The sequence below is a fragment of the Allochromatium warmingii genome, assembly GCF_900107145.1.
Lineage (GTDB): Bacteria > Pseudomonadota > Gammaproteobacteria > Chromatiales > Chromatiaceae > Thermochromatium > Thermochromatium warmingii.
The window spans coordinates 1-20,895 of record NZ_FNOW01000047.1 but is presented as its reverse complement, the minus strand read 5'-3'; the positions used below and the strand labels follow the sequence as shown (position 1 = coordinate 20,895).

The 20,895-nt window shown below is 56.8% G+C and carries 17 protein-coding genes; 12 read left to right on the top strand and 5 right to left on the bottom strand.

What is annotated here, in order from left to right; all coding sequences use genetic code 11:
- The 5 genes from BLW10_RS11885 to BLW10_RS11865 form a co-directional block, all read left to right on the top strand.
- On the top strand, positions 1 to 692 hold a 692-nt coding region (locus BLW10_RS11885; protein ID WP_143117066.1), incomplete at its 5' end, for a DDE-type integrase/transposase/recombinase.
- A 44-nt stretch (positions 693 to 736) separates the two neighbouring features.
- Positions 737 to 2,338, top strand: a complete 1,602-nt coding sequence (locus BLW10_RS11880; RefSeq protein WP_091334971.1) for a flagellin — start codon at positions 737 to 739, stop codon at positions 2,336 to 2,338.
- Between the two features lie 81 nt (positions 2,339 to 2,419).
- Complete coding sequence (locus tag BLW10_RS11875) at positions 2,420 to 2,902, top strand: flagellar protein FlaG (protein WP_245709369.1); 483 nt, start codon at positions 2,420 to 2,422, stop codon at positions 2,900 to 2,902.
- A 74-nt stretch (positions 2,903 to 2,976) separates the two neighbouring features.
- On the top strand, positions 2,977 to 5,430 hold the full coding sequence (gene fliD, locus BLW10_RS11870) for a flagellar filament capping protein FliD (protein ID WP_091334970.1): 2,454 nt from the start codon (positions 2,977 to 2,979) through the stop codon (positions 5,428 to 5,430).
- 183 nt (positions 5,431 to 5,613) lie between these two features.
- Positions 5,614 to 6,861 carry a hypothetical protein gene (locus BLW10_RS11865; protein WP_091334968.1) on the top strand — a complete coding sequence of 416 codons (1,248 nt, stop codon included), beginning with the start codon at positions 5,614 to 5,616 and terminating at the stop codon, positions 6,859 to 6,861.
- Positions 6,862 to 6,947: 86 nt separating this feature from the next.
- Here BLW10_RS11865 and BLW10_RS11860 read toward each other — a convergent pair whose 3' ends face one another.
- From BLW10_RS11860 to BLW10_RS11850, 3 genes are all read right to left on the bottom strand, one after another.
- A complete protein-coding gene (locus tag BLW10_RS11860) occupies positions 6,948 to 9,026 on the bottom strand; it encodes a methyl-accepting chemotaxis protein (protein WP_091334965.1) in 2,079 nt (692 codons plus the stop codon).
- A 177-nt stretch (positions 9,027 to 9,203) separates the two neighbouring features.
- Positions 9,204 to 9,908: a ComF family protein gene (locus tag BLW10_RS11855; protein WP_091334963.1), complete on the bottom strand. Its 705-nt coding sequence runs from the start codon at positions 9,906 to 9,908 to the stop codon at positions 9,204 to 9,206.
- Positions 9,892 to 10,245, bottom strand: a complete 354-nt coding sequence (locus BLW10_RS11850) for a hypothetical protein (RefSeq protein WP_091334962.1) — start codon at positions 10,243 to 10,245, stop codon at positions 9,892 to 9,894. Before BLW10_RS11850 ends, BLW10_RS11855 begins: the two co-directional genes overlap by 17 nt.
- A 195-nt stretch (positions 10,246 to 10,440) precedes the next feature.
- Here BLW10_RS11850 and smc point away from each other — a divergent pair, with 195 nt between their 5' ends.
- The 4 genes from smc (at position 10,441) to BLW10_RS11830 (ending at position 17,475) form a co-directional block, all read left to right on the top strand.
- Positions 10,441 to 13,965, top strand: a complete 3,525-nt coding sequence (gene smc, locus BLW10_RS11845) for a chromosome segregation protein SMC (protein WP_091334976.1) — start codon at positions 10,441 to 10,443, stop codon at positions 13,963 to 13,965.
- Between the two features lie 84 nt (positions 13,966 to 14,049).
- The gene (locus BLW10_RS14310; RefSeq protein ID WP_245709367.1) at positions 14,050 to 15,135 is read left to right on the top strand and encodes a cell division protein ZipA; all 1,086 of its coding nucleotides are present in this window, start codon (positions 14,050 to 14,052) and stop codon (positions 15,133 to 15,135) included.
- Positions 15,132 to 17,177 (top strand): NAD-dependent DNA ligase LigA, encoded by a 2,046-nt coding sequence (gene ligA / locus BLW10_RS11835; RefSeq protein WP_218139728.1) that lies wholly within the window; start codon positions 15,132 to 15,134, stop codon positions 17,175 to 17,177. The genes BLW10_RS14310 and ligA overlap by 4 nt, the downstream gene beginning before the upstream one ends.
- A gap of 25 nt (positions 17,178 to 17,202) precedes the next feature.
- Complete coding sequence (locus tag BLW10_RS11830; protein WP_091334960.1) at positions 17,203 to 17,475, top strand: segregation and condensation protein A; 273 nt, start codon at positions 17,203 to 17,205, stop codon at positions 17,473 to 17,475.
- 42 nt (positions 17,476 to 17,517) lie between these two features.
- Here the strand turns inward: BLW10_RS11830 and BLW10_RS11825 are convergent, their stop codons facing one another.
- Both BLW10_RS11825 and BLW10_RS11820 read right to left on the bottom strand, forming a co-directional pair.
- Positions 17,518 to 17,760, bottom strand: coding sequence for a DUF2442 domain-containing protein (locus BLW10_RS11825; protein ID WP_091334958.1), 243 nt, complete (start codon positions 17,758 to 17,760; stop codon positions 17,518 to 17,520).
- A gap of 5 nt (positions 17,761 to 17,765) precedes the next feature.
- Positions 17,766 to 18,104 (bottom strand): DUF4160 domain-containing protein, encoded by a 339-nt coding sequence (locus BLW10_RS11820; RefSeq protein WP_218139727.1) that lies wholly within the window; start codon positions 18,102 to 18,104, stop codon positions 17,766 to 17,768.
- A gap of 168 nt (positions 18,105 to 18,272) precedes the next feature.
- On the opposite strand from BLW10_RS11820, the gene BLW10_RS11815 reads away from it, so the two are divergent.
- The 3 genes from BLW10_RS11815 (at position 18,273) to hybE (ending at position 20,772) form a co-directional block, all read left to right on the top strand.
- On the top strand, positions 18,273 to 19,490 hold the full coding sequence (locus BLW10_RS11815; protein WP_091334955.1) for a restriction endonuclease: 1,218 nt from the start codon (positions 18,273 to 18,275) through the stop codon (positions 19,488 to 19,490).
- A gap of 108 nt (positions 19,491 to 19,598) precedes the next feature.
- Positions 19,599 to 20,168: a TorD/DmsD family molecular chaperone gene (locus BLW10_RS11810; protein ID WP_091334954.1), complete on the top strand. Its 570-nt coding sequence runs from the start codon at positions 19,599 to 19,601 to the stop codon at positions 20,166 to 20,168.
- A complete protein-coding gene (gene hybE, locus BLW10_RS11805; protein ID WP_091334973.1) occupies positions 20,158 to 20,772 on the top strand; it encodes a [NiFe]-hydrogenase assembly chaperone HybE in 615 nt (204 codons plus the stop codon). The genes BLW10_RS11810 and hybE overlap by 11 nt, the downstream gene beginning before the upstream one ends.
- The last annotated feature ends 123 nt before the right edge of the window (positions 20,773 to 20,895 follow it).

Genomic DNA, 20,895 nt, shown 5'->3' with positions numbered 1-20,895 from the left:
TAGATCGCTGTCTGCGCCGCCACGGCGTCTCCAACCTCAGCGCCCTGATCCCGCAACCGGAAGGCGAAGCCAAGCCGGTCAAAACCTTCAAGGACTACGCACCAGGGTTTGTCCACATCGATGTCAAATACCTGCCGCAGATGCCGGATGCAGCGGCACATCAATACCTGTTTGTCGCCATCGACCGCGCCTCGCGCTGGGTTTATGTCGAAATCCTGCCCGAGAAAACCGCCGCCAACGCCCGCGATTTCCTGCGGCGTCTGGTCGAAAAAGCCCCGTTCACGATTGAGAAGATCCTCACCGACAACGGCAAGGAATTCACTGATCGCTTCTGCGCCACCGGCGAACGTGAACCAACCGGACGCCATCTCTTCGACCAAGGCTGTGCCGATCACAGCATCGAACACCGCCTCACTGCCCCCCGTCATCCGCAGACCAACGGCATGGTCGAACGCTTCAATGGGCGCATTGCCGAGGTGCTCGCTACCACCCGCTTTGATTCCTCCCAGAACCTAGCCGACACCCTCAACGGCTACGTGCGGTTATACAATCATCAGATCCCGCAGAAGGCGCTCGGACACATCGCGCCGATTCAAGCACTCAAGGACTGGCAACAACAATGCCCCGAACGCTTCAAAAAGCGTGTCTATAATCTCGCGGGACTTGACAGACCGTTAGTATCGGTAAGTTAGATGCAGAAAGTCTGGGTGTCGAGGACACGGCTGGCGTCAGTTCCATGAGCCGTACTGTAACCAATGCTTCTACAATCTTGGCAACAGCCGCACAATCGGTTACCGCTTTAGGTACTGGCGACTTGATCATTAACGGCATTTCGATCACTGCCGCTGATTCAAGTTCTGACTCAGCATCGGTTATTGCTAAAAATGCCAGTGCTATTTCTACAGCAGCGGCAATCAATGCTAAATCTGACCAAACTGGCGTCACAGCTGTTGTTGGTGATACGCAAATGGCTGGTGTTGCTATGGCGGCTGCGGCTACAGCAACCAATGGCAATATTCAGTTAAATGGCGTCAGCATCGCCATCAGTGTTACGGCAAACGATATGGCGACAACCCGTCAAACTATCGTTTCCGCTATCAACTTGAAGTCAGCAGAAACTGGTGTTACGGCGGTCGATGCCGGTACAGATGAAGGTGGTATTACGCTGAAAGCCGAGGATGGCCGCAATGTCATATTGAGAAATGATGCAAATTTCACCGCTAACCAGACTGGATTAAATTTAGCCACTGGTGCATCGGCTCATACTATTGCGACCGGTAGTGTCACATTAGTTTCTGATAACGGCAAAGAGATCGACATTCAATCCGCTGCAACTGGTAATGCTGCTGATGCTGGTTTTACAGTCGGTACATATAGCGGTACGGCTACGCAGGTTGCATCGAATCTCGTTGATAGCACTATGGCGATGACGGCTGGCAACGTTTACGTGAATGGCGTCTCGGTTGGCCCATCCTATGCGACGTCTGACAACGCTTCGTATTCAGGAGGCGGTGTTGCTGCTAATGATACGCGGGCATTTAGTGCCATTGCTAAAGCTGCCGCATTCAATGAAGTCGCCGATCAAACTGGCGTGCGTGCAATCGTCAACGAAAACATTGCTAAAAACACCGCGACTCAGGCAACTGGCGTTTCGGCAGTCAGCGGATCGATCAATGGTGTATCTATCACGGGCTTTACCACTACAGCCAACATGAGTGATGACCGCCAAGCTTTTGTGCGGGCTATCAATTCAATTGCTGATCAAACCGGCGTCAGTGCGATTGATACAGGCGAAGACGGTTCAGCCAATGGCGGTGGCATTCAACTTATCGCTGAAGATGGCCGCAATATCATCACAAACTTCACTAACAGCCATGTCGCTGGTTTCCAAACAGGTGCGACAACGTCTGTTGGTGAGTTCACACTGGTCTCGGATAAGGAAATCGTGATTGAGCGCGGCAAGAACACCAACCTGAGCTACACCGGTTTGAACGTCGGCGAATACGGCGGCGGCGAAGACGGCATGGCGATCAAGAACATCGACATCTCAACCGTCGATGGAGCCAACAAAGCCATCACTGCCATCGACAACGCCCTGGAGCGCGTCAACAACGTCCGCGCTGACCTCGGTGCAGTCAACAACCGACTCGACTTTGCCGTCAACAACTTGAGCAGCATCTCGAATAATGCCTCAGCCGCCCGGTCGCGCATCGCTGACACCGACTTTGCTTCGGAAACCGCGAAGCTCTCGCGCTCGCAAGTGCTGATGCAAGCCAGCCAAGCCATGTTGGCGCAAGCGAACTCGCAGCCGCAGCAGGTCATGTCGCTCCTGCGCTAAACTTCTCGTTAGTTAAGCGATAGCGGCGGGCGACGCTCCCAACCTAACCGGAGCACCGCCCGTCCGAACTCGGAGCGTGCTATGGCCAGCGATCCAATCACCGTCTCAGGAATGACACCATCTGTTCCAACGCCCGGAACCGCTGGCGCACGCGCACAGCCCGGCTCCGAGCTTCCGCCCGATCTCCGCCCAAACGACCCATCAGATCCTGCCGAATCCGCCGCACTTGCCCAGAATTTAAGTCAAAACCTGCTCGGCGAATCGGCCAACGCAAGCGGCGGGAGTGCTGGTGGCTCATCGCCGACGGGTGTCGCGGCAACGGACACCGCAACGGTCAAAGAACTGAGCGATGCGGTCAAGAAAATCAACGACATGCTGGAAAAAAATAAGCGGTTGTTGACCTTTCAACTCGATGAAGATTCAGGACAGATGGTGGTGCGCATTGTTGACGCTCAGACCGAAGAAGTCGTGCGCCAAATTCCCAGCGAAGAAACCCTTAAATTTGCAAAATATGTCGATGAATGGGTTGGTTTAGTGGGTTTGACTTTTAATCAACAGGCGTAATCCGCCGCGCCGACCTCGTTCAGTCAATACGCGGCACTGGCGGCGGATTGCACGCCACAACGGAGTTTAAAGCCATGGCCGAAAACATCGTCAGTACACTGGGTGCCGGTTCCGGCATCGACATCAAAAGCCTCGTTACCCAACTGACCGCCGTCGAACGTGCGCCCACTGAACAGCGTCTCGATAGCCGTAAAGAAAAAATCGAGGCCCAAATTTCTGGCTACGGTCAACTGCGCAGCGCGATGGACAGCTTTAAGGGTGCGTTGACGGCACTCAGCGATCCCGATCTGTTCAATGCCCGCACCGCTACCCTGCCCGACTCCGACATCATCACCGCCAACAGCATCGACCCGGGTGCGCAAACCGGCGCGTATAAAATCGAAGTCTTACAAACCGCCAGCGCCCATTCACTCGCTATGCCCGCGCAGAGCGAACGTGATGCGGCATTAGAAAAATCCGGCGATCTCACCATTCAATTCGGCGATTGGACGTATGATGGCGGCACCGGCGCACCGCAAAGCTTCGGCGTCAATGCTGACCGTGCTGCCCTCACCGTCACTATCGAAGCCAGTGACTCGCTCGACGACATCGCCACCAAGATCAACGCGGAAAACGCTGGTGTTCAGGCGACCGTCATCAAGGTTGATACCAGCTATCAATTGATGCTGACTGCTGAATCCGGTGCCTCAAACGCCATGCGCATCAGTGCGGGTGCGGGTTCGACTGGACTTGACGATTTTGTCTTCGACGAAACCACCCAGAATGCCACCGAAACCCAGCAGGGCCAGGATGCGCGGCTGAAAGTCAATGGTCTGGAAGTATTCCGCGAGAGCAATGAAATCGATGATGTCATTCAAGGCTTTGATTTCACGATTAACAAAGCCGGTGCGCCGGGTGAAAGCCTGAATTTCTCGATCAGCGCCGACAAAAGCAGCGCCGAGCAAGTGATCCGCGATTTCGTCACCGCCTATAACAGTTTTCAGGAAACCACCAGCAAACTGTTCGGCTATAGCCGTGATGAGGACGATCAATTAGTGCGCGGCGGATTGGCTAACGATAGCACCGCTCGCTCGATGGTCGAGCGTTTCCGCTCGCAGGTTGGCGGTTCGGTGCCGGGCTTGAGCAGTGGTTTTACGGCGCTGACCAATGTCGGTATTCGCACCGAGCGCGACGGCTCGTTGTCATTAAATGAAACCGATTTCAAAGCGGCGCTGAGTAATAATTTCAATCTACTTGAAGGACTGTTTACCGGACGGTCGAGCGCGACCAACACCGCCGTGACGGTCAAGGCCGGCACCTTTGCCACTCAAGCCATCGCCGGCAGTTATCAAGCGGAAATCACCCGCGATCCAACGCACGGTCAAACTTCGGGAACCGCGATCACGGCAGCGATCTTCGATCCAGCAACTGATCTCTTTACCGGCGTGAACACCGCCGGCGGCGGTTATAGCTTCAAGATTCAGGTTGATGGCGTGAACTCGAATGCGATCAAACTGACCGAAACCTATGACTCGGCGGATGAATTGCGTGCCGAGCTGCAATCGCGCATCAACGGTGATGCCAAGCTGAAAGAAGCCGGCGTTGGGCTGGATGTGCAATACGACGCGACTACGAACGCTTTTAGCTTCATTTCACGCGAATATGGATCCGCATCCAGCGTTGTGTTTACCGAAACCGGCGAAGATGTCGGCGGCGTTTGGACGGATAACATGGGCGTGCTTGGCATCGGCGCAACCGCCGCCCGCGTGCAGAGCAATGCGATCACCGCTTCGGGATTCGATGGCGCAAGCGATAGCTTTAGCCCCAATCTCGATACGAGTAGCGGCGACTATAGCTTTAAGGTCAGCGTCGATGGCGTCGAATCCGACACCTTGAGCTTGACCGGCACCTATGGCAATAGCACCGATCTAGTCAACGCTCTGCAAGCGGCGATCAACGGCGATGCCTCGCTATCCGGCGCGGGCGTCGGCTTAACCGTCGGCTATGACGCAGACGCCAATCGCCTGACCTTTACCTCGAACTCGACCGGCGCGGATTCCTCGGTCAGCTTCACTGAGCGCAGTGCGGATATGGCTAGTCTGGGCATCGAAACGGCCTTGAGCGGCACACGCGGGGTCGATGTTGCCGGAACCATCAACGGCGAAGCGGGTTTTGGTGCGGGTAATGTGCTGCTGCCGCCACTCGGATCGAGCGTCTACGGCCTCAATCTCAGTGTCAGACCCGGTGCAACGGCGCAAGGTGCGTTTAATTTCGACTTTGCACGCGGATTAGCCGGTGAACTGGAGAATATGATTCAGAATTTCACCAGCAGTACCGGCACGGTTAAATCGCGTGAAGATTATCTGCAAAAACAGCTTAAATTGATTGAAACTGAACGCACCGCACTCGATCAGCGCATGGATCGCTACGAAGCGCGGTTGCAAGCGCAATTTATTGCGATGGAAAGCATTGTGAGCAGTTTCCAGAAAACTGGTAGCTCGCTAGAAGGCATCAATGATCGGCTGCCGTTTACGGCGTCGAATAATTAGCGGTCAGCTTTCAGCCGCCAGCTTTCAGCTATTCAAACTTCAAACTGGTCACGCAGCTTCGGCTTCGTGACCTTTTTTTACGTGACGCAACTGGAACTTCATCACTAGAATGCGCACTGATTTTGCTGGTGGCTGAAAGCCAGCGACCGATAGCCCCGCTCTCACGCACTCATCCCCATCCCTATGTCATCGATTGCTAAAAGCCTGTTATGGCTCACCAGCTTGAGCCTGTTTGCGCTATGCGTGTTGGGCTTGGCTGTCGCGCTCGACCTTCGGCCGCGTGTCGAGCGGCCACCCACGCCAACCGCTGCTGAACGCGCTTGGGCCGATACTTGGCTACGTCAGCAGCGCCAGCGCCATAGCCGCGCCCTCGCGGGACAGCGGCTCGAACTCACGCCATCACAGGTCAATCTGCTGCTCAACACGCTGCTTGACCGCACTGGGCAGGGTCAGGCGCTGGTGCAGTTGGAAACCGGACGCGCCCGACTGGTCGCTTCGCTCAAACTGCCGCTCGATCAGCTTGACGGTTATCTCAATCTGGAACTGGAGTTGATCGAAGCCGAAACCCTGCCGCGTGTGAGCGCAGCGCGTCTGGCTGGGCTACCGCTCCCCGGCTCGCTGGCGCAGGCGCTGATTGAACAGGCGCTACAGGCGCTCGACCGCACACAGATGGTACGGGCAGTGGGTTTTACGCCCGAACGCTTGACGCTGCAATATGACTGGTATCCCGAGATGCTCGACCGCCTCAGCGGGGGAATGATCGCCGCTGATACCTTGCCGCTGGTGTTGGCGGCGCAGGAGGCGTTGGTGCGCTATGCCGCCGCGCAACCGAGACGCCAGCCGCTACGCTTGGCCGAGGTGCTGACGCATCTGCTGCGCACGCTGCCCACAGAACATGCCGAGCCGCTTGCCCAGCATCGCGCTGTGATTTTGGCTGTCGCCGCCTATGTCAATGGTCAATCCATCCGCGATCCGGCCGATGTTTCGACTGCACCGCGCCCGACCTTGCGTCGCGTGCATTTACGCGGACGCGCTGATTTAAGTCAGCATTTTATGACCTCAGCCGCGCTCGCTATTCAAAGCACGGATGCGCTGTCGAATTTAGTCGGCTGGTATAAAGAATTAGCGGATGCCAATGGCGGCAGCGGTTTTAGTTTTGCTGATATGACGGCGAATCGTGCCGGGATTCGCTTTGCGCGATTGGCAACTGAAAATCTTACTAATGCCCAGTATTTGCAATCAGCCGCGCAAGCGGGTTTAACCGAAGCGGATTTGATGCCGCCGGTCGATCAACTTCCCGAAGGATTGAGTCAAGCGCAATTTGACGTGCAATTAGGCAGCGATCAGCGGCGCGAATATCAGCGGCTGATTGAGCAAATTGATCGCACGATTGAAGCACTGCCGCTGTATCGGCAGCGCGAGAATCCATAAAATTCAGCAGCTATCAGCTATCAGTGATTGTGCGCGACCATGCTGGCGCGTGGTGACGCACAATGAGCAGCTATCTCGCCTCAGCTTCAGACTTTGAAGCGCCCGACACGCACGTTTTGCTCACTGGCTAGTGCTTCGAGCCGTTGCGCCGCTTGACGGCTCTCCAGTGCGTTCGTCGCCACTTGATCGACAAGTTGCACAATCGTCGCTAAATTGCGGTCGATCTCACCCGCTACGGCGCTCTGCTCCTCGGCGGCACTGGCAATCTGAATACTCATGTCTTTGATAGAGGCCACAGAACGGGCAGTGGTTTCAATAGCGTCAGCGGCTTCGGCTACGGCATCTAAGCCATCCTGGCTTTTGGTGCGACCGGCTTCCATAACGTCTACTGCGCCTCGGGTGCCGCTCTGAAGCCGTTCGATCATGGCTTGAATTTCGTGCGTGGAGTTCTGGGTGCGACCGGCCAGCGTCCGTACTTCATCAGCAACCACCGCAAAACCGCGTCCTTGCTCACCCGCCCGCGCCGCTTCAATCGCCGCGTTGAGGGCCAGCAAGTTGGTTTGTCCGGCAATTTCGCCGATAACATTCAAAATGGCGCTGATGGCGTTGGTGTCCTCAGAAACTCGCGCCATTGCAGTCGTTGCGGCCTGCATCTGATCGGAGAGTCGGTGCATCGCTTCCACGGCACGGGTGACAGCAGCACGGCCCATTTCAGTTTGTTGATCGGCTTCACGGGTCGCTTCCGCGGCTTGATTGGCATGAAGCGCCACCTCAGCTACTGTGGCGGTCATTTCATTCATCGCGGTCGCCACCTGATCGGTTTCCGATTGCTGGCGCTGGACGAGTTCGGCGGTGCGCATACTGGCGGCTGTCAGTTGATTGGCGGAACTGGCAACCTGCTCCCCGCCCTGCGCGAGTTGTCGAATTAAGTCGCGCAATTTGTCTTGAAAACGATTGAATATCTGCGCTAATGCGGCGAGTTCGTCGCGGCCTGCTGCATTGAGGTTGCGTGTCAGGTCGCCGTCACCGTCGGCGATGTCGCTTAAGGCTAGTTTGAGCCGCTCAATCGGTCGCACCATGATGCCGGCAATAAACAGCATAAAGACTACGCCCACACCGATACACAACAGTGTCACGCCAATCATGGCCCAAATCGCTTGGCTGCTTTTATATACAGCTTGATCGGCTTGATCCATGATGTGTTCCATCGGCAACGTAAGCTGAATTGCCCACGGAGCACTCTTCCCGCCAAACTGCACCGGCGCGACGGCCATCAAATGCCCTTCGTCTTCTTCGATATGCGGGCGGGCTGCTTGCAGCGTTTTTAGATCCGCTTCCCAGTCTTCATGCAGTGCTGACAGCGGTTTGCCGACTAGCTGTGGTCGGCCACTGGATGCGACGATGGTGCCGTTATGCGCCACCAATGTGATGCCAGCGCGTCCGCCGTGAACACCCTGGGCGATGGTGTCGATCTGCTGCTGTAGGTGATCGAGCGCCAAATCTACACCCGCAATACCCTGAAAACGCCCGTCAATGATGATGGGCACGACCAACGAAGTAATCAGCAGGTCTTTGCCTTGAACGCTGTAGGTATAAGGATTCAGTACCTGCTCGGCGCGGCTGGACTTGGGTAACAGGTAATAATCACCGGCACCGGGCGTCTCGTAATCCAGAAGCGGTTCAAGAGCGAGGGTGCCGTCAGCGGCACGGCTGAAATAGGGAATAAACCGTCCGCTGGCATCGCTGCCGGGCTGATTGACAAAATCGGCATCACGTCCATCAAACGCATTCGGCTCCCATGCCGTATAAACGCCGAGAAAATCTGGTTGACCATGCAAGACCCCCAATAACATACGCTCGGCGACGGTGCGCACCGCACTAACGCCGCCAGTCGTCGTCAGGCGCAGCCCAGGAAAGGTCGCCAGTTCTTGCGCAAGAACGCGGGCCGATTGCAACGCCGGCACCAGTGAGGCTTCAATGCCTTTGGCGCGGGTCTCGGCACCATCGAGTAACAGTTGCTCGAAGTGGACGCGAGACAGTTGACGCTGCTGTGTCACTTGGCTATTGAGTGCATAGACGGCGTACAACGTAATGGCTGTACCGAGCAGAATCAGTGAGAGCGCCGATCCGGCGGCGATCTTGAAGCGAAGTGAATGCAAGTTCATGCGTTTTTTTGCGCCGGAAAAGTCTAAAAGTCGATGAAGACATGATGGATAACAGTCGCACAATCAGCGGGCTGCCTGAACCATCTTGAACCATATAGCATAACGGCCCAGTTTAGCGATCCCACACCATACTGCATCAACTGATTTCAGTGTTAGCCATGCGCTGCCCGTCTCCACTCACAATGTTCGCGCCACTGCCCAAATCACCACCTGCCCCGCTCCAGCATCCAGCAAAACGCGGGTTAATTCCGACACCGTGCTGTTGGTGGTCATCACATCATCAACGATGGCGATGGATTGACCCGTCAGCTCAGTTTGCGCTGCAAATGCGCCCTGAATATTGCGGCGACGCGCGCGGGCGGTCAGACTACTTTGCGGCGCGGTGGCCAGCGGGCGCGTCACCCAGCGTGATTCCAACGGCAGCGCCAGCGCCCGTCCCGCGACGCGGGCAATCTCTAATGCTTGGTTATACCCGCGTGTGCGCTGACGTTGCCGATGCAAGGGCACTGGCACCAGCGCATCGGGGAGCCTGTCCGTCGTGGCACTAATATGCTCGGCGAGACACTGCCCCAGCAGTCGCGCCGCGTTGAGTTGTCCGCGAAATTTCGCGCCGGTAATCAAAAACGGGATCGCATCCGTGTAACGAAAAACGCTGAAACAGGCAGCAAAGGGCGGTGGACTGCGCTCGCAATCGCCGCAGATTGCACCGTCCGGCAGCGGCACAAGAAACGGTCGTCCACAGCGCCAACAGGCACGCAGATTGTAGGGCAGCTCCAGCGCACAACCGTCGCACAGATCGCGCCCCGCCGCGCCTGCCGCACCACAGAGCAGGCAGGTCGGGGGAAAGATCCGGTCAAGCAGACTGTCAAGCAGTGAGCGCATGGTATGTGGCTTCTGGCTTCCAGCCGCCAGCGATCCGCTTCCAGCACTGCGCCGATTCTTGCGGGTGGCTGGCAACTGGCGGCTGATAGCTCTCCCGCACATTCGACATATCCAGCGTATTGAGATAATGCCAAATGCAACTGGCAAAAAATTGCGCATCCTCTTCGAGAAATTCTAAGTGCGCAACCGTTGCATAATGGCGGCGAATGGTGGTCGCATGGCGGTGAGCAAAATCAGCTTCGGTTAAACGCCGATCTTCAATCAAGGCCGCTTTGACCGCTGCCACGGTGGCGAGATCATCAAAAAAATCGGCACCAATACGCAGTCTTTCGCTCATGATCCAGTCTCCTCTGGTATGTAAGAACATAGTAAAGTAGTTATTTTTTATATTCGCGGGCTGGTTATCATTGTTAATCTTAGCCCGTTATTGTCTGTTAGCGACAATGACTAAATAAATACTGGCAATCCCCCATTGCTGTCAAGCGTCTCTATCTGGTTTGCGTCTGAATATGCTGAGGAAGCGTGTGAAATGATGAGATTGGAACGTATCAAGCTCAGTGGTTTTAAATCCTTTGTTGATCCAACGACGGTTTATTTTCCGAGTAATTTAGTCGGCATCGTCGGCCCGAATGGCTGCGGCAAATCGAATGTCATCGACGCCGTGCGCTGGGTGATGGGCGAATCCTCAGCAAAGATGCTGCGCGGTGAGTCAATGGCCGATGTCATTTTTAATGGCAGTTCGGGGCGGCAGCCGCTGGCCGTGGCGAGTATTGAATTGATTTTTGATAATCAGGATGGCGGGGCCGGTGGTGAATACGCGGCTTTTGAACAGATCGCTGTTAAGCGTCAAGTGGCGCGGGATGGTCAATCAACTTATTTCCTTAATGGCGCACGCTGTCGGCGGCGCGATATTCAGGATTTATTTCTCGGCACCGGATTGGGGCCGCGTTCCTATGCCATTATTGAACAGGGGATGATTTCGCGGATTATTGAAGCGCGACCCGAAGAATTACGCTTATTTTTAGAAGAAGCAGCGGGGATTTCAAAATATAAAGAGCGGCGACGCGAAACCGAAAATCGGATGCGTCATACGCAAGAAAATCTCGACCGTTTGAATGATCTGCGCGACGAAGTTGGCAAACAATTACAGCATTTAGAGCGACAAGCCGCCGCCGCCGCTAAATACACGCAATTGCGCAGTGATGAACAGCGATTGGATTTAGAACTCAAGGCGCTCCGTTGGCGGGCGCTTGATGCGGACGTGCAGGCATTAACGCAACGCCTGACTGAAGCTGAAACACAGGGCGCGGCGGGTGAGGCCGAGCAGCAGCGGTTAGCCGCTGAATTGGATGCCCAGCGCGAAGCCTATAAGCTCGCCGCCGCAGCCTGTAATACGATTCAGGGCCGCTATTACGCGCTGGGTGCGGAAATCGCCCGCACGGAACAGGCCATTCGCTTTGCGACCGAAGAACGCACGCGGCGTGAGAGTGAATTAGCGCGGCTCGATCATGAATTGCAGGCGGCTGACGCGCATTTGGAACGCGACCGCACGCGCTTGAGCGAAATTGAGCAGGCATTAGCCGTCGATGAACCGGCGCTGGCGCTGGCTGAAGCGGAATTGAGCAGCGCGACAGCGGCGCTGGCCGAACTGGAAACCCAGCTTCACACCTGGGAAGTGGAGTGGGATGACTTCAACACTGCCGCCGCGCATCCGGCTGAACAAGCGCAGTTGGAACGCGCCCGCCTCAACGTACTGGAGCAGAACCAGCAGCATGACCGCGAGCGCCAGCGGCGGTTAGCTGAAGAACGTGAGCGGCTCGATGATAGCGACACGCTGGAGCAGCTCGAAACTCTGAGCGAACGCGAAGCTGTGCTCGATGAGCGCATTGAGCGGCTGGAAGCAGAGCGCGACAGCGTGCTCGAAATGCTGGCCGAAGAAGATGCCGCAGTGCGCACGCTGGCCGAGGCGCTCAATCAGGTGCGCACCCGCATCCGCGAGGGCAAGGGTCGGTTAGCGGCCTTAACGGCGCTGCAAGATTCGGCGCTGGCTGATACTGACAGCGAGCGGCGAGCTTGGCTGGCGCGGCATGGACTCAGCGATGCGGCGCGGCTGATTGAGCAGTTGCACGTGACCGCTGGTTGGGAGCGGGCGGTCGAACTGCGTTTGGGTGCAGCAATGCGGGCGGTGCCAGTTGCGGCGCTGGATGCGGTGATTGATGCCAATGAGCCGCTGCCGCCCGGTCTGGTGGTGCTCGAAACAGCGGCAGCAACGGCAGATGTGGCGCAGGCGGCAGATCGGCAACGGCTCGCGCAACAGGTGCGCTCACGCTGGCCGATTGGCGAACTCCTCGGGCCGGTGCAGACGGTCGCCGATCTGCGCACCGCTTTAGCCCAGCGCCACACCTTGAGCGCCGATGCCGTCCTCATTACGCCTGATGGCATCGAGATCGGGCGACACTGGCTGCGCGTGCCGGCACCGGATGGCGCGGTTGGGGTGCTGGAACGCGCTGAGAGTATCGCCGCGCTGGAAGCCGAATTAACCGCACTCACCGCCGAAGAAGCCGAGCGGTTAGATGCCGAAGCCGAGCACCGCGATGCCCGCGCCGAAGCCGAGCAGCGGCGGCAGGCACTTGCATCCGAATTAGCGACACTGGAGCGCGAGCGGTCGGCGTTGCGGGCCGAGATCAGCAGCGCACGCACGCAGGCTGCGCATCAGGCCGAGCGGCGGCGCGTGCTCGCTGGTGAATGGGCAGAACTGGAACAGCAGCTTCACGCCGCGCTTGCTGAGATGGAGGACACCCGCGAGCGTCTGCATACTTGGCTAGAGGACATCGAGACGCTGGCCACGCGCCGCACCGCACTCGAACAGGAACGCAGTCGTTTACGCACGCAGGTCGAGAATACCCGCGAACAGGTGCGCAGCGGACGCGAACAGGCGCAGACCTTGCGCATTCGCGTTGAATCCAATCGCACCGCCTGTGCCGCCACCCAACAGCAGCAGGGGCGGGCGCAGTCGCAACAGCAGCAGGTACACGAACGCCGCGCCGAATTGCTCGCGGCACTTGAAGAGGGGGTTGAGCCGCTGCTCGAACAACGCGAACAGCTCGACGCACAGCGGGCGCAGCAACAGGCGGTCGCCGATGAATTACAGCAGGCGCTCGCCCAGCGCGACGCGCTTGATGCCGCCATCAGCGAGCTAGAGCAGGCGCGACAGCACACGGAACAAGCTTTACACGATCAACAGCGCGGCCTAGAGCGCGTGCGCTTGGAACAGCAAGAACGGCTGGTGCGTCAGCGCACGCTCGAAGAAGCCCTCGCCGCATTGAGCGCCAGCCCCAGCGCCGTGCTGGCTGCGCTCGATCCGAGTGCCACTGAGAGCGCCTGGCAAGACGCATTAACCAAGATCGCGGCGCGGATTCAGCGACTGGGCGCGGTGAATTTAGCGGCCGTCGATGAATTTCAAGCGCATTCCGAGCGCAAAAGCTATCTCGACACCCAACACGCGGATATTAGTCAGGCGCTGGCGACGCTCGAACAGGCAATTCGCAAAATTGATCGCGAAACGCGCCAGCGTTTTAAAACCACGTTCGATCAAGTCGATCAGAGTTTTCGGCAATTATTTCCGCGTTTATTCGGCGGCGGCCAAGCATCGTTACAATTAACCGATGCCGATTTGCTCGAAGCCGGCGTCAGCGTGATGGCGCAACCGCCGGGCAAACGCAATGCGAGCATTCATTTGCTGTCGGGCGGTGAAAAGGCGCTGACCGCTGTCGCGCTGGTGTTTGCGATCTTCCAGTTGAATCCCGCACCCTTTTGTATGCTGGATGAGGTTGATGCGCCGCTGGACGATGCCAATGTCGGGCGCTTTTGCGACTTGGTGCGCTCCATGTCCGAGCGGGTGCAATTTATTTTCATCAGTCATAACAAGGTGACGATGGAAATTGCCGAACATCTGATGGGCGTCACCATGCACGAACCGGGTGTGTCACGGCTGGTGAGCGTCGATGTCGAAGCCGCCGTGCGCTTGGCAACACAAAACGGCGTTGTCGCAGCCTAAACCGGCGACTCAGCATTCGAGTTGCACGACTACGGTATACTTGCTGCAACGCAGAAAATTCCAACAGCTTGCAGATCACTACGAATGGACGCCAGCACTATCCGCCTGATTCTGATTGTCGTCGGCGTCATCCTGATTGTGGCGCTCTACCTGTGGGAGCGTCGCCGTGAGCAGCACCACGCTTATCACGATGACTATGCCGACGACGATCTGTTTGAAGATGAAAACGCCGACGAACCCTATGGGGTACGTCCAACGCGGCACGCCCTGCCGGATGATGAACCGCATCAGTATGATGATGTGGATCGCGACGCTGGGCGCTCCGCTGCGCCCCCAGCCGCCAAGCGCCCAGGGCTGTGGCAGCGATTGCGGGGGCGTGGTCGCACTGCGTCCGTAGCGGATGGCGCCGATGAACCCGCATTTGATCCCGATGCCGATGCCGACTACGATCCCGCGCCGCCGATCCGTGCACGGGCGGCCTTTGCGCAGACTTCCAATCCGGCTCGCCCCAAAACGCGGCGCACATCACAGCCGCTGGCTGATGCCGACGCTGAGCACGAGGCGGAGCTAGAACCTGTCAGACCAGTAAAACCCATCAAGTCACGGTCGTCGGACTCTGCACTCAAACCAGAACCCGCACCGCGCCTCCATCCCGAACCGGAACCTGAGCCGGAGCCGGAGCCATCGCCCCCTCCAGCATCCAGCAACGGGGCGAAGCGGCGCGAGGTGACCGTTCCCGATCCGTTGTTGATCCAATTCAGCGTCAGTGCGCGGCGCTATCCGTTCAAGGGGCCAGAGATTTTAGACGTTGCATCAGGATGCGGATTGCATCCGGGTGAAATGGACATCTTCCACTGCTTCGATACCTTCGATGACGAGATTCGCGTCTATTTCAGCATGGCCAATATGGTCAAGCCCGGACGCTTCCCGTTTAAGGCGATGGACAGTTTCTCAACGCCCGGACTGGTGCTGTTTGCGCAGTTAGAAGGCGATCCCGAAGATATGACCATTCTCGACGAGATGTTAGCGACCGCCCGCAAGCTGGCGCTGTCGCTCAACGGCGATGTGCTCGACTCTACGCGCCGTCCGTTGACGGTGAAAAAAGAGGAAGAACTGCGCCAAGCGGTGGTTGAAAATGAGCGCCGTTGGCGACGGATTCCGCGCCAGTGAACACCGTACCGGCGCTGGTGCAGCGGATTGAGGCGTTACGCGCTGAGATCCGCATGCACAACCATCGGTATTACGTCCTCGACGATCCAGCCATTCTCGATGCTGAGTATGACCGGCTCTTTGCCGAACTCCAGCAACTCGAATCGCAGCATCCCGATCTGATGACACCCGACTCGCCGACCCAGCGCGTTGGCGCGATGCCGTGCGCGGAACTCGGCGTGGTGCAGCACACGGTACCGATGCGCTCGCTCGACAATGCGATGACGGATGCCGCGTTAGCGGAGTTTCATCAGCGGATTGTCGCGGCGCTGGCGCTGCCCGAATCTGAACCGATTGTGTATACCGCTGAACCGAAATTCGACGGGTTAGCGGTGAGTCTGCGCTATGAATCCGGCGTGCTGGTGCTGGCCGCAACCCGAGGTGATGGCACACGCGGCGAAGATGTTACCCATAACGTGCGCACGATTCCCAATGTACCGCTACGGCTGCTGGGCGCGGACTGGCCCGAAGTGCTGGAAGTGCGCGGCGAGGTCTATATGCCGCGTGACGGGTTCGAGCAGCTCAATGCGCAGTTGCAGCAACGCGGCGAGCGGCTGTTTGCCAATCCACGCAATGCCGCAGCGGGCAGTCTGCGCCAGCTCGATCCGCGTATCACGGCACGGCGACCGTTGCGGCTGTGTGTTTATGGTTGGGGTGCAGTCACGGCTGAGATCGGCGACAGTCAATCCGCGTGGTTGCAGCGGCTGGCGCAGTGGGGATTGCCGATTGCCCCGGAATTACAGTGCGTGACCGGACTCGACGGCTGCCGCGCCTATTTTGCGGCGCTGGGCGCACGCCGCGAGACGCTGCCCTATGACATCGACGGCGTGGTGTTCAAGCTCGATGCACTGGCCGCACAGGTGGCACTGGGCGCAACCGCCCATCATCCGCGCTGGGCGATTGCCCGCAAATTTCCAGCACAAGAGGCGCTGACTGTCGTCGAGGCGGTGGAATTTCAGGTCGGGCGCACCGGAGCGGTGACACCGGTGGCGCGGTTGCGTCCGGTATCTGTCGGCGGCGTGACCGTCGCCAATGCCACGCTGCACAATCTCGATGAAGTCCGGCGCAAAGATGTGCGCAGCGGTGACACGGTGGTAATTCGCCGCGCTGGGGATGTGATTCCCGAAATCGTGCGCGTGCTAGTCGAACGGCGACCGACTGATGCGCCGCTGATCGAGTTGCCGACGGCGTGCCCAGTGTGCGGTTCGGCAGTGATCCGCGCTGAGGGTGAAGCGGTCGCCCGCTGTAGCGGTGGGCTGTGGTGTCCGGCGCAGCGCAAAGAAGCGATCCGACATTTTGCCTCGCGGCGGGCGCTCGACATCGAAGGGCTGGGCGAAAAACTCATCGAGCAACTGGTTGATTTGGACTGGGTGCGCGAACCGGCTGACCTCTATGCCTTGCGCATCGAGGCGTTGGCGGGTCTCGAACGGATGGGCGAAAAATCAGCGGCCAATCTGTTAGCGGCACTGGAGCGCAGCCGCGAGACGACGCTGGCGCGGTTTATCTTCGCACTCGGCATCCGCGAGGTCGGCGAGACCACCGCGCAGTTATTGGCCGAACAGCTCGCCAGCATCGAAGCGGTACAGTCGGCCAGCGTCGAGGAATTGATTGCCATCAAGGGCATCGGCCCGGTGGTCGCCGAGCGGATCGTGCAGTTTATGGCCCAGCCGCACAATCGCGAGGCCATCGCGCATTTGCTGGCCGCTGGGGTGCATTGGCCGGCGGTGGTGCGATCCGCCGAACCAGCGAGCGCGGCGGCCTTGCCGTTGGCGGGCAAAACGCTGGTCATTACTGGCACACTCAGTCAGCCGCGTGAGGTGATTGCAGCGCGATTGCAGGCACTGGGGGCGAAGGTGACGGGCAGTGTGTCCAAGAAAACGGATTATCTGCTGGCGGGCGCGGAGGCGGGATCGAAATTAGCAAAGGCTGAGGCGCTGGGGGTGGCGGTGCTGGATAACACGGCGCTGGAAGAATTGCTTGCGCGTTTGCATACAGATTTATGATCAGACTCATTCGAGGACAATTCACATGACTGAATTATCACAAGAACAGCAGATTATGCAGGTAATGCGTCAGACGTTGACGGCGATTATTAAGGATGTCACACCGCCACCCGGAATGCGGCATCCGCTCTCAGAAGCGACCATTCAGCAGCTGCGGCAGTGTTTAGGATTGATTACGGCGCGTGAGCAGGAATTAGCTGCTGAACAAGGGCGCGGCGGTGAGCGGCCGTATTATTCCGATGAGCGCCAGGAGGTGCAATTAGTGACGTTTGAGACGCTGAAACGGAAGCCGAATTAAAACACGTCGCACAGATGTGCTGATTATCGGGAATGTCTCAGCTCAAGCCGCCTGCTTGTCTTCGACAAAGCCAGCGTACTGATATAGGGTCTTGGGTTCGATGTCCACGCGGCCATGCAGAAACTCCAAACACCCCCACTCTGGATCGATGCGTGCGGTCTGCACCTCGCCCACTGCGACATGCTGACCGATCAAGTCCTGTAGATCGACCTCGCGGCGATCACCATTCTCGAAAGTGAGCGCAAAGCGGTATGCTTCCCGGTGTTCAATGTGCCGAAGTTTCATCAATCTCACTCCAATGGCTGAATGGGATGGAAATGTTGCGTCTTCCACATGTCGGTCAACTCATCCTGATGTAACTCAGCCCACTCCCGGACGAGCTGGCGGCATTTCCTCGGTAAGTGACCGTCGATCAGATTCAGGTTCTCCAGTTCCATCACGGCTTGATAGTCACTGTACTTGATATGAATATGTGGCGGCGGATGTTCGCGGTCAATCAAGTACATCCTGATGACGATTCCGTAGAAGCGGCAGATTTCGGGCATCGGATCCCCTGATATGGTTGAGAAAACCGGCGGACATTCGCCTGTGCTACCTGCCGCCGATCTCGGTTTGCTGTAGGTTGCCATATCGTTTCATCGTTCGCTACACTCCGGTCGCCGTTCACAAAAAGCTTGTGGCGTTTAAGACGCTGAAGCGGAAGCCGAATTGAGGGTGAGGTTCTGATTAAAGTGGTTTTATTGATGCGCCGTAAATAAATGCGGCGCTCAATCTATGGTTCAAGTTAAAGTTGCATCATGTTGAAAAAATACGAAACATTGCCAATCGATTCAATTTTTCAGTTAAAATCTATTGAACAGATCAACAGCATTGGTGATTTATTTGATTTGCAAATGGAAATCATCAAACATCTTGAGCAAGCGCCAAATAAAGAAGCCTGTATCAAATCATTCGCTTTTGAAATGATTCAGCAATTAGAGCAGCATTTTAAAAACCATCAGGATAAACATAATCAGGATGCTGTATTGTCGCGGGATTTACTGCAAATTGCATTTGATTGCGCGAAAGATCACGACACCATCACCCGCGAGATTCTCGAAAAACTTGAAACATATCGCACCAAAAATTATCCAGACGGCTTGAATTATCCAGACGGCTTGCGCCAGCTTGCGCTGCTGTTTTTAGCCGAACATCATCCTCAACAGACCATCAATCACTTGATTGATATCGCACGCGATCCGACCGAAAGCAGTTCGATGCGCAATGCTGCCTTGCAGCGAATACAGCATATCAGCGCCGCAAATGGCACACGCTCATTATTGCTTGACATCATCCGGCGTAATGAAACAGCGCACATCGCTGATGTCATCACGCTGATTGAAAAGCAGCATCGTCAATTTGATTGCCAGGAAACAAAAGCCGTTCTTGAGGATTTAGCGCACCACACCGAAGCGAGCAGCACACTGCGCTGTCGCGCCATCAAAGCATTAGGCTTGTTTGGCGATTTAAATACGCTTGAGCGTCTGTATTTGCTCTCGGAAAATGATGCGGTGATTCAAAATTCAATTTTGGAAATGGTCAGATTGATTCTGACGCGCCCGCTTGATGTGCTGACCATCCGCCCAGAAAATTTTGAGCATCTCATCAAAAAATTACTGCTGCAACTTGGCTATTATGATGTCACCGTGACGCGCAGTTCGGGCGATGGCGGCGTTGATGTGATTGCTTATAAAAAGCATCACGGCATTCACAATAAACCCTATAAAATTATTGTGCAATGTAAACGCTATGCACCAGCAAACAAAGTTGATCTTAATGTGGTCGAAAAATTAATCGAAGCGATTCAAACGCATCAAGCAAAAGAAGGGCTATTGATTATCACATCGACTTTTTCTGAGCGTGCGACGATTTTTGCACAGCATCATCAATACATCGAATTAGTAGACGGCGCAGCGTTGCAAGGCTTGCTGAATCAAGCTTTTGGGGAAGATCGTTATTATATCAGCAGCGGCTGAAAGTGATTTGTTTATCTGCTAATGCGTCCACACAATCACCCGAAGCTAGTTCCCCAATTGCGTACACTTGCCACCACGTCAGTCTTCTAACCAAGCGATGCTAAACACATGACACCCCCCCACACCCCCGCTCATCTGCGCCGACTGGCGATCTTACTAGCCATGCCGGAAGCGAATGCCCGCGACACCCTGCACGCCCTAATTCCGGTTGAACCCTGGTTGACCGCTGCGCTCGCTGAATTAAACACCCTACCGCTGGAACGCTGGCAAGCCGAGCACACGCGGTTGTTTGTCAATGGCTACCCGAAAACGCCCTGTCCGCCGTTTGAGTCGGCTTATCGACAGGGCAATCTGGGCGGCTCGACCACCGCCGATCTTCAGGGACTGTATCAACGCGCCGGGTTGCACGCCACGGAAGCGCCAGCGGATTATCTTGGCACTCAACTTGAATTTGCTGCCTATTTGCTGGATGCCAGTCAGGGGGATATCAGCGCCGACTGTCTCGTCACGACCCTGACGGCTGAGTTATGGGCCGAGCATTTGTGCCGCTGGTTGCCACGCTTTGCCCAAGATCTGCACACACAGGCTGAATTAACGCTCTATCGTGCCCTCGCTGAACGCTTGGCGCTGCTTTGTCCGGCGACCGCGCAACAGAATGATGACGATGATGAGCATTGAAGTTAAAGCTGAAGCCGAAATCCAGACTGACTGGTGTCGCTGTCCCGAATCACTAGCTGATGATGCCGCGCTGAGTGCAGCGGTTATCGCCGTGCATCAGCGCCTGCTGACAGAAACCCTTGCCGCTGATCCGCTGCTGAATCTGGCGCTGCCGATTGAAGTCCGCGCCCTGCGCCGCATCGCAGAGTGGCGCGTGCTGTTGCTGCTGACGCCCTGGATGCTGGCGCGTTTGCTGTTCCCCGCTCAACCGCCGCCGCTCGTGCTGCCAGCGGGCTGGTCAGCGGTTGAACGCACGGATGCCGCCTATACCGTACTGGGGCCGCATCTACATTTTGAGCTATTCGGCCAAGCACAACAGGCGCATTTGGGCTATCACGCTGCACTTGGGCATTATCTGCTGCAACCGCTGTGCTTGAATCTCGAACCCTACCGCGATGCCGATGCCGTGTTTGAGCAGTGGAGCGAAGTGATCCGCGTGCGTGACGCCAATTTAGAAGCTGCCCGCCGCGATTGCCCGATGCAGCGAGAAATTTCGCGGCGTGAACTGTTCCGGCGGTTAGGGGGCGGGGTAGCGGCCAGCGATCAGCCGTTAGCATCTAGCTAAGAGGCTGTCTAGAAACTGGCAAATCAGTTTTTTTCTAGCCAGCGGCTAATTTATAGCGAACTTGATTATTGCAAATTTGGCGAAGCAACAATCGACTAGACGCTAAGTAAACTTGAGACTCAC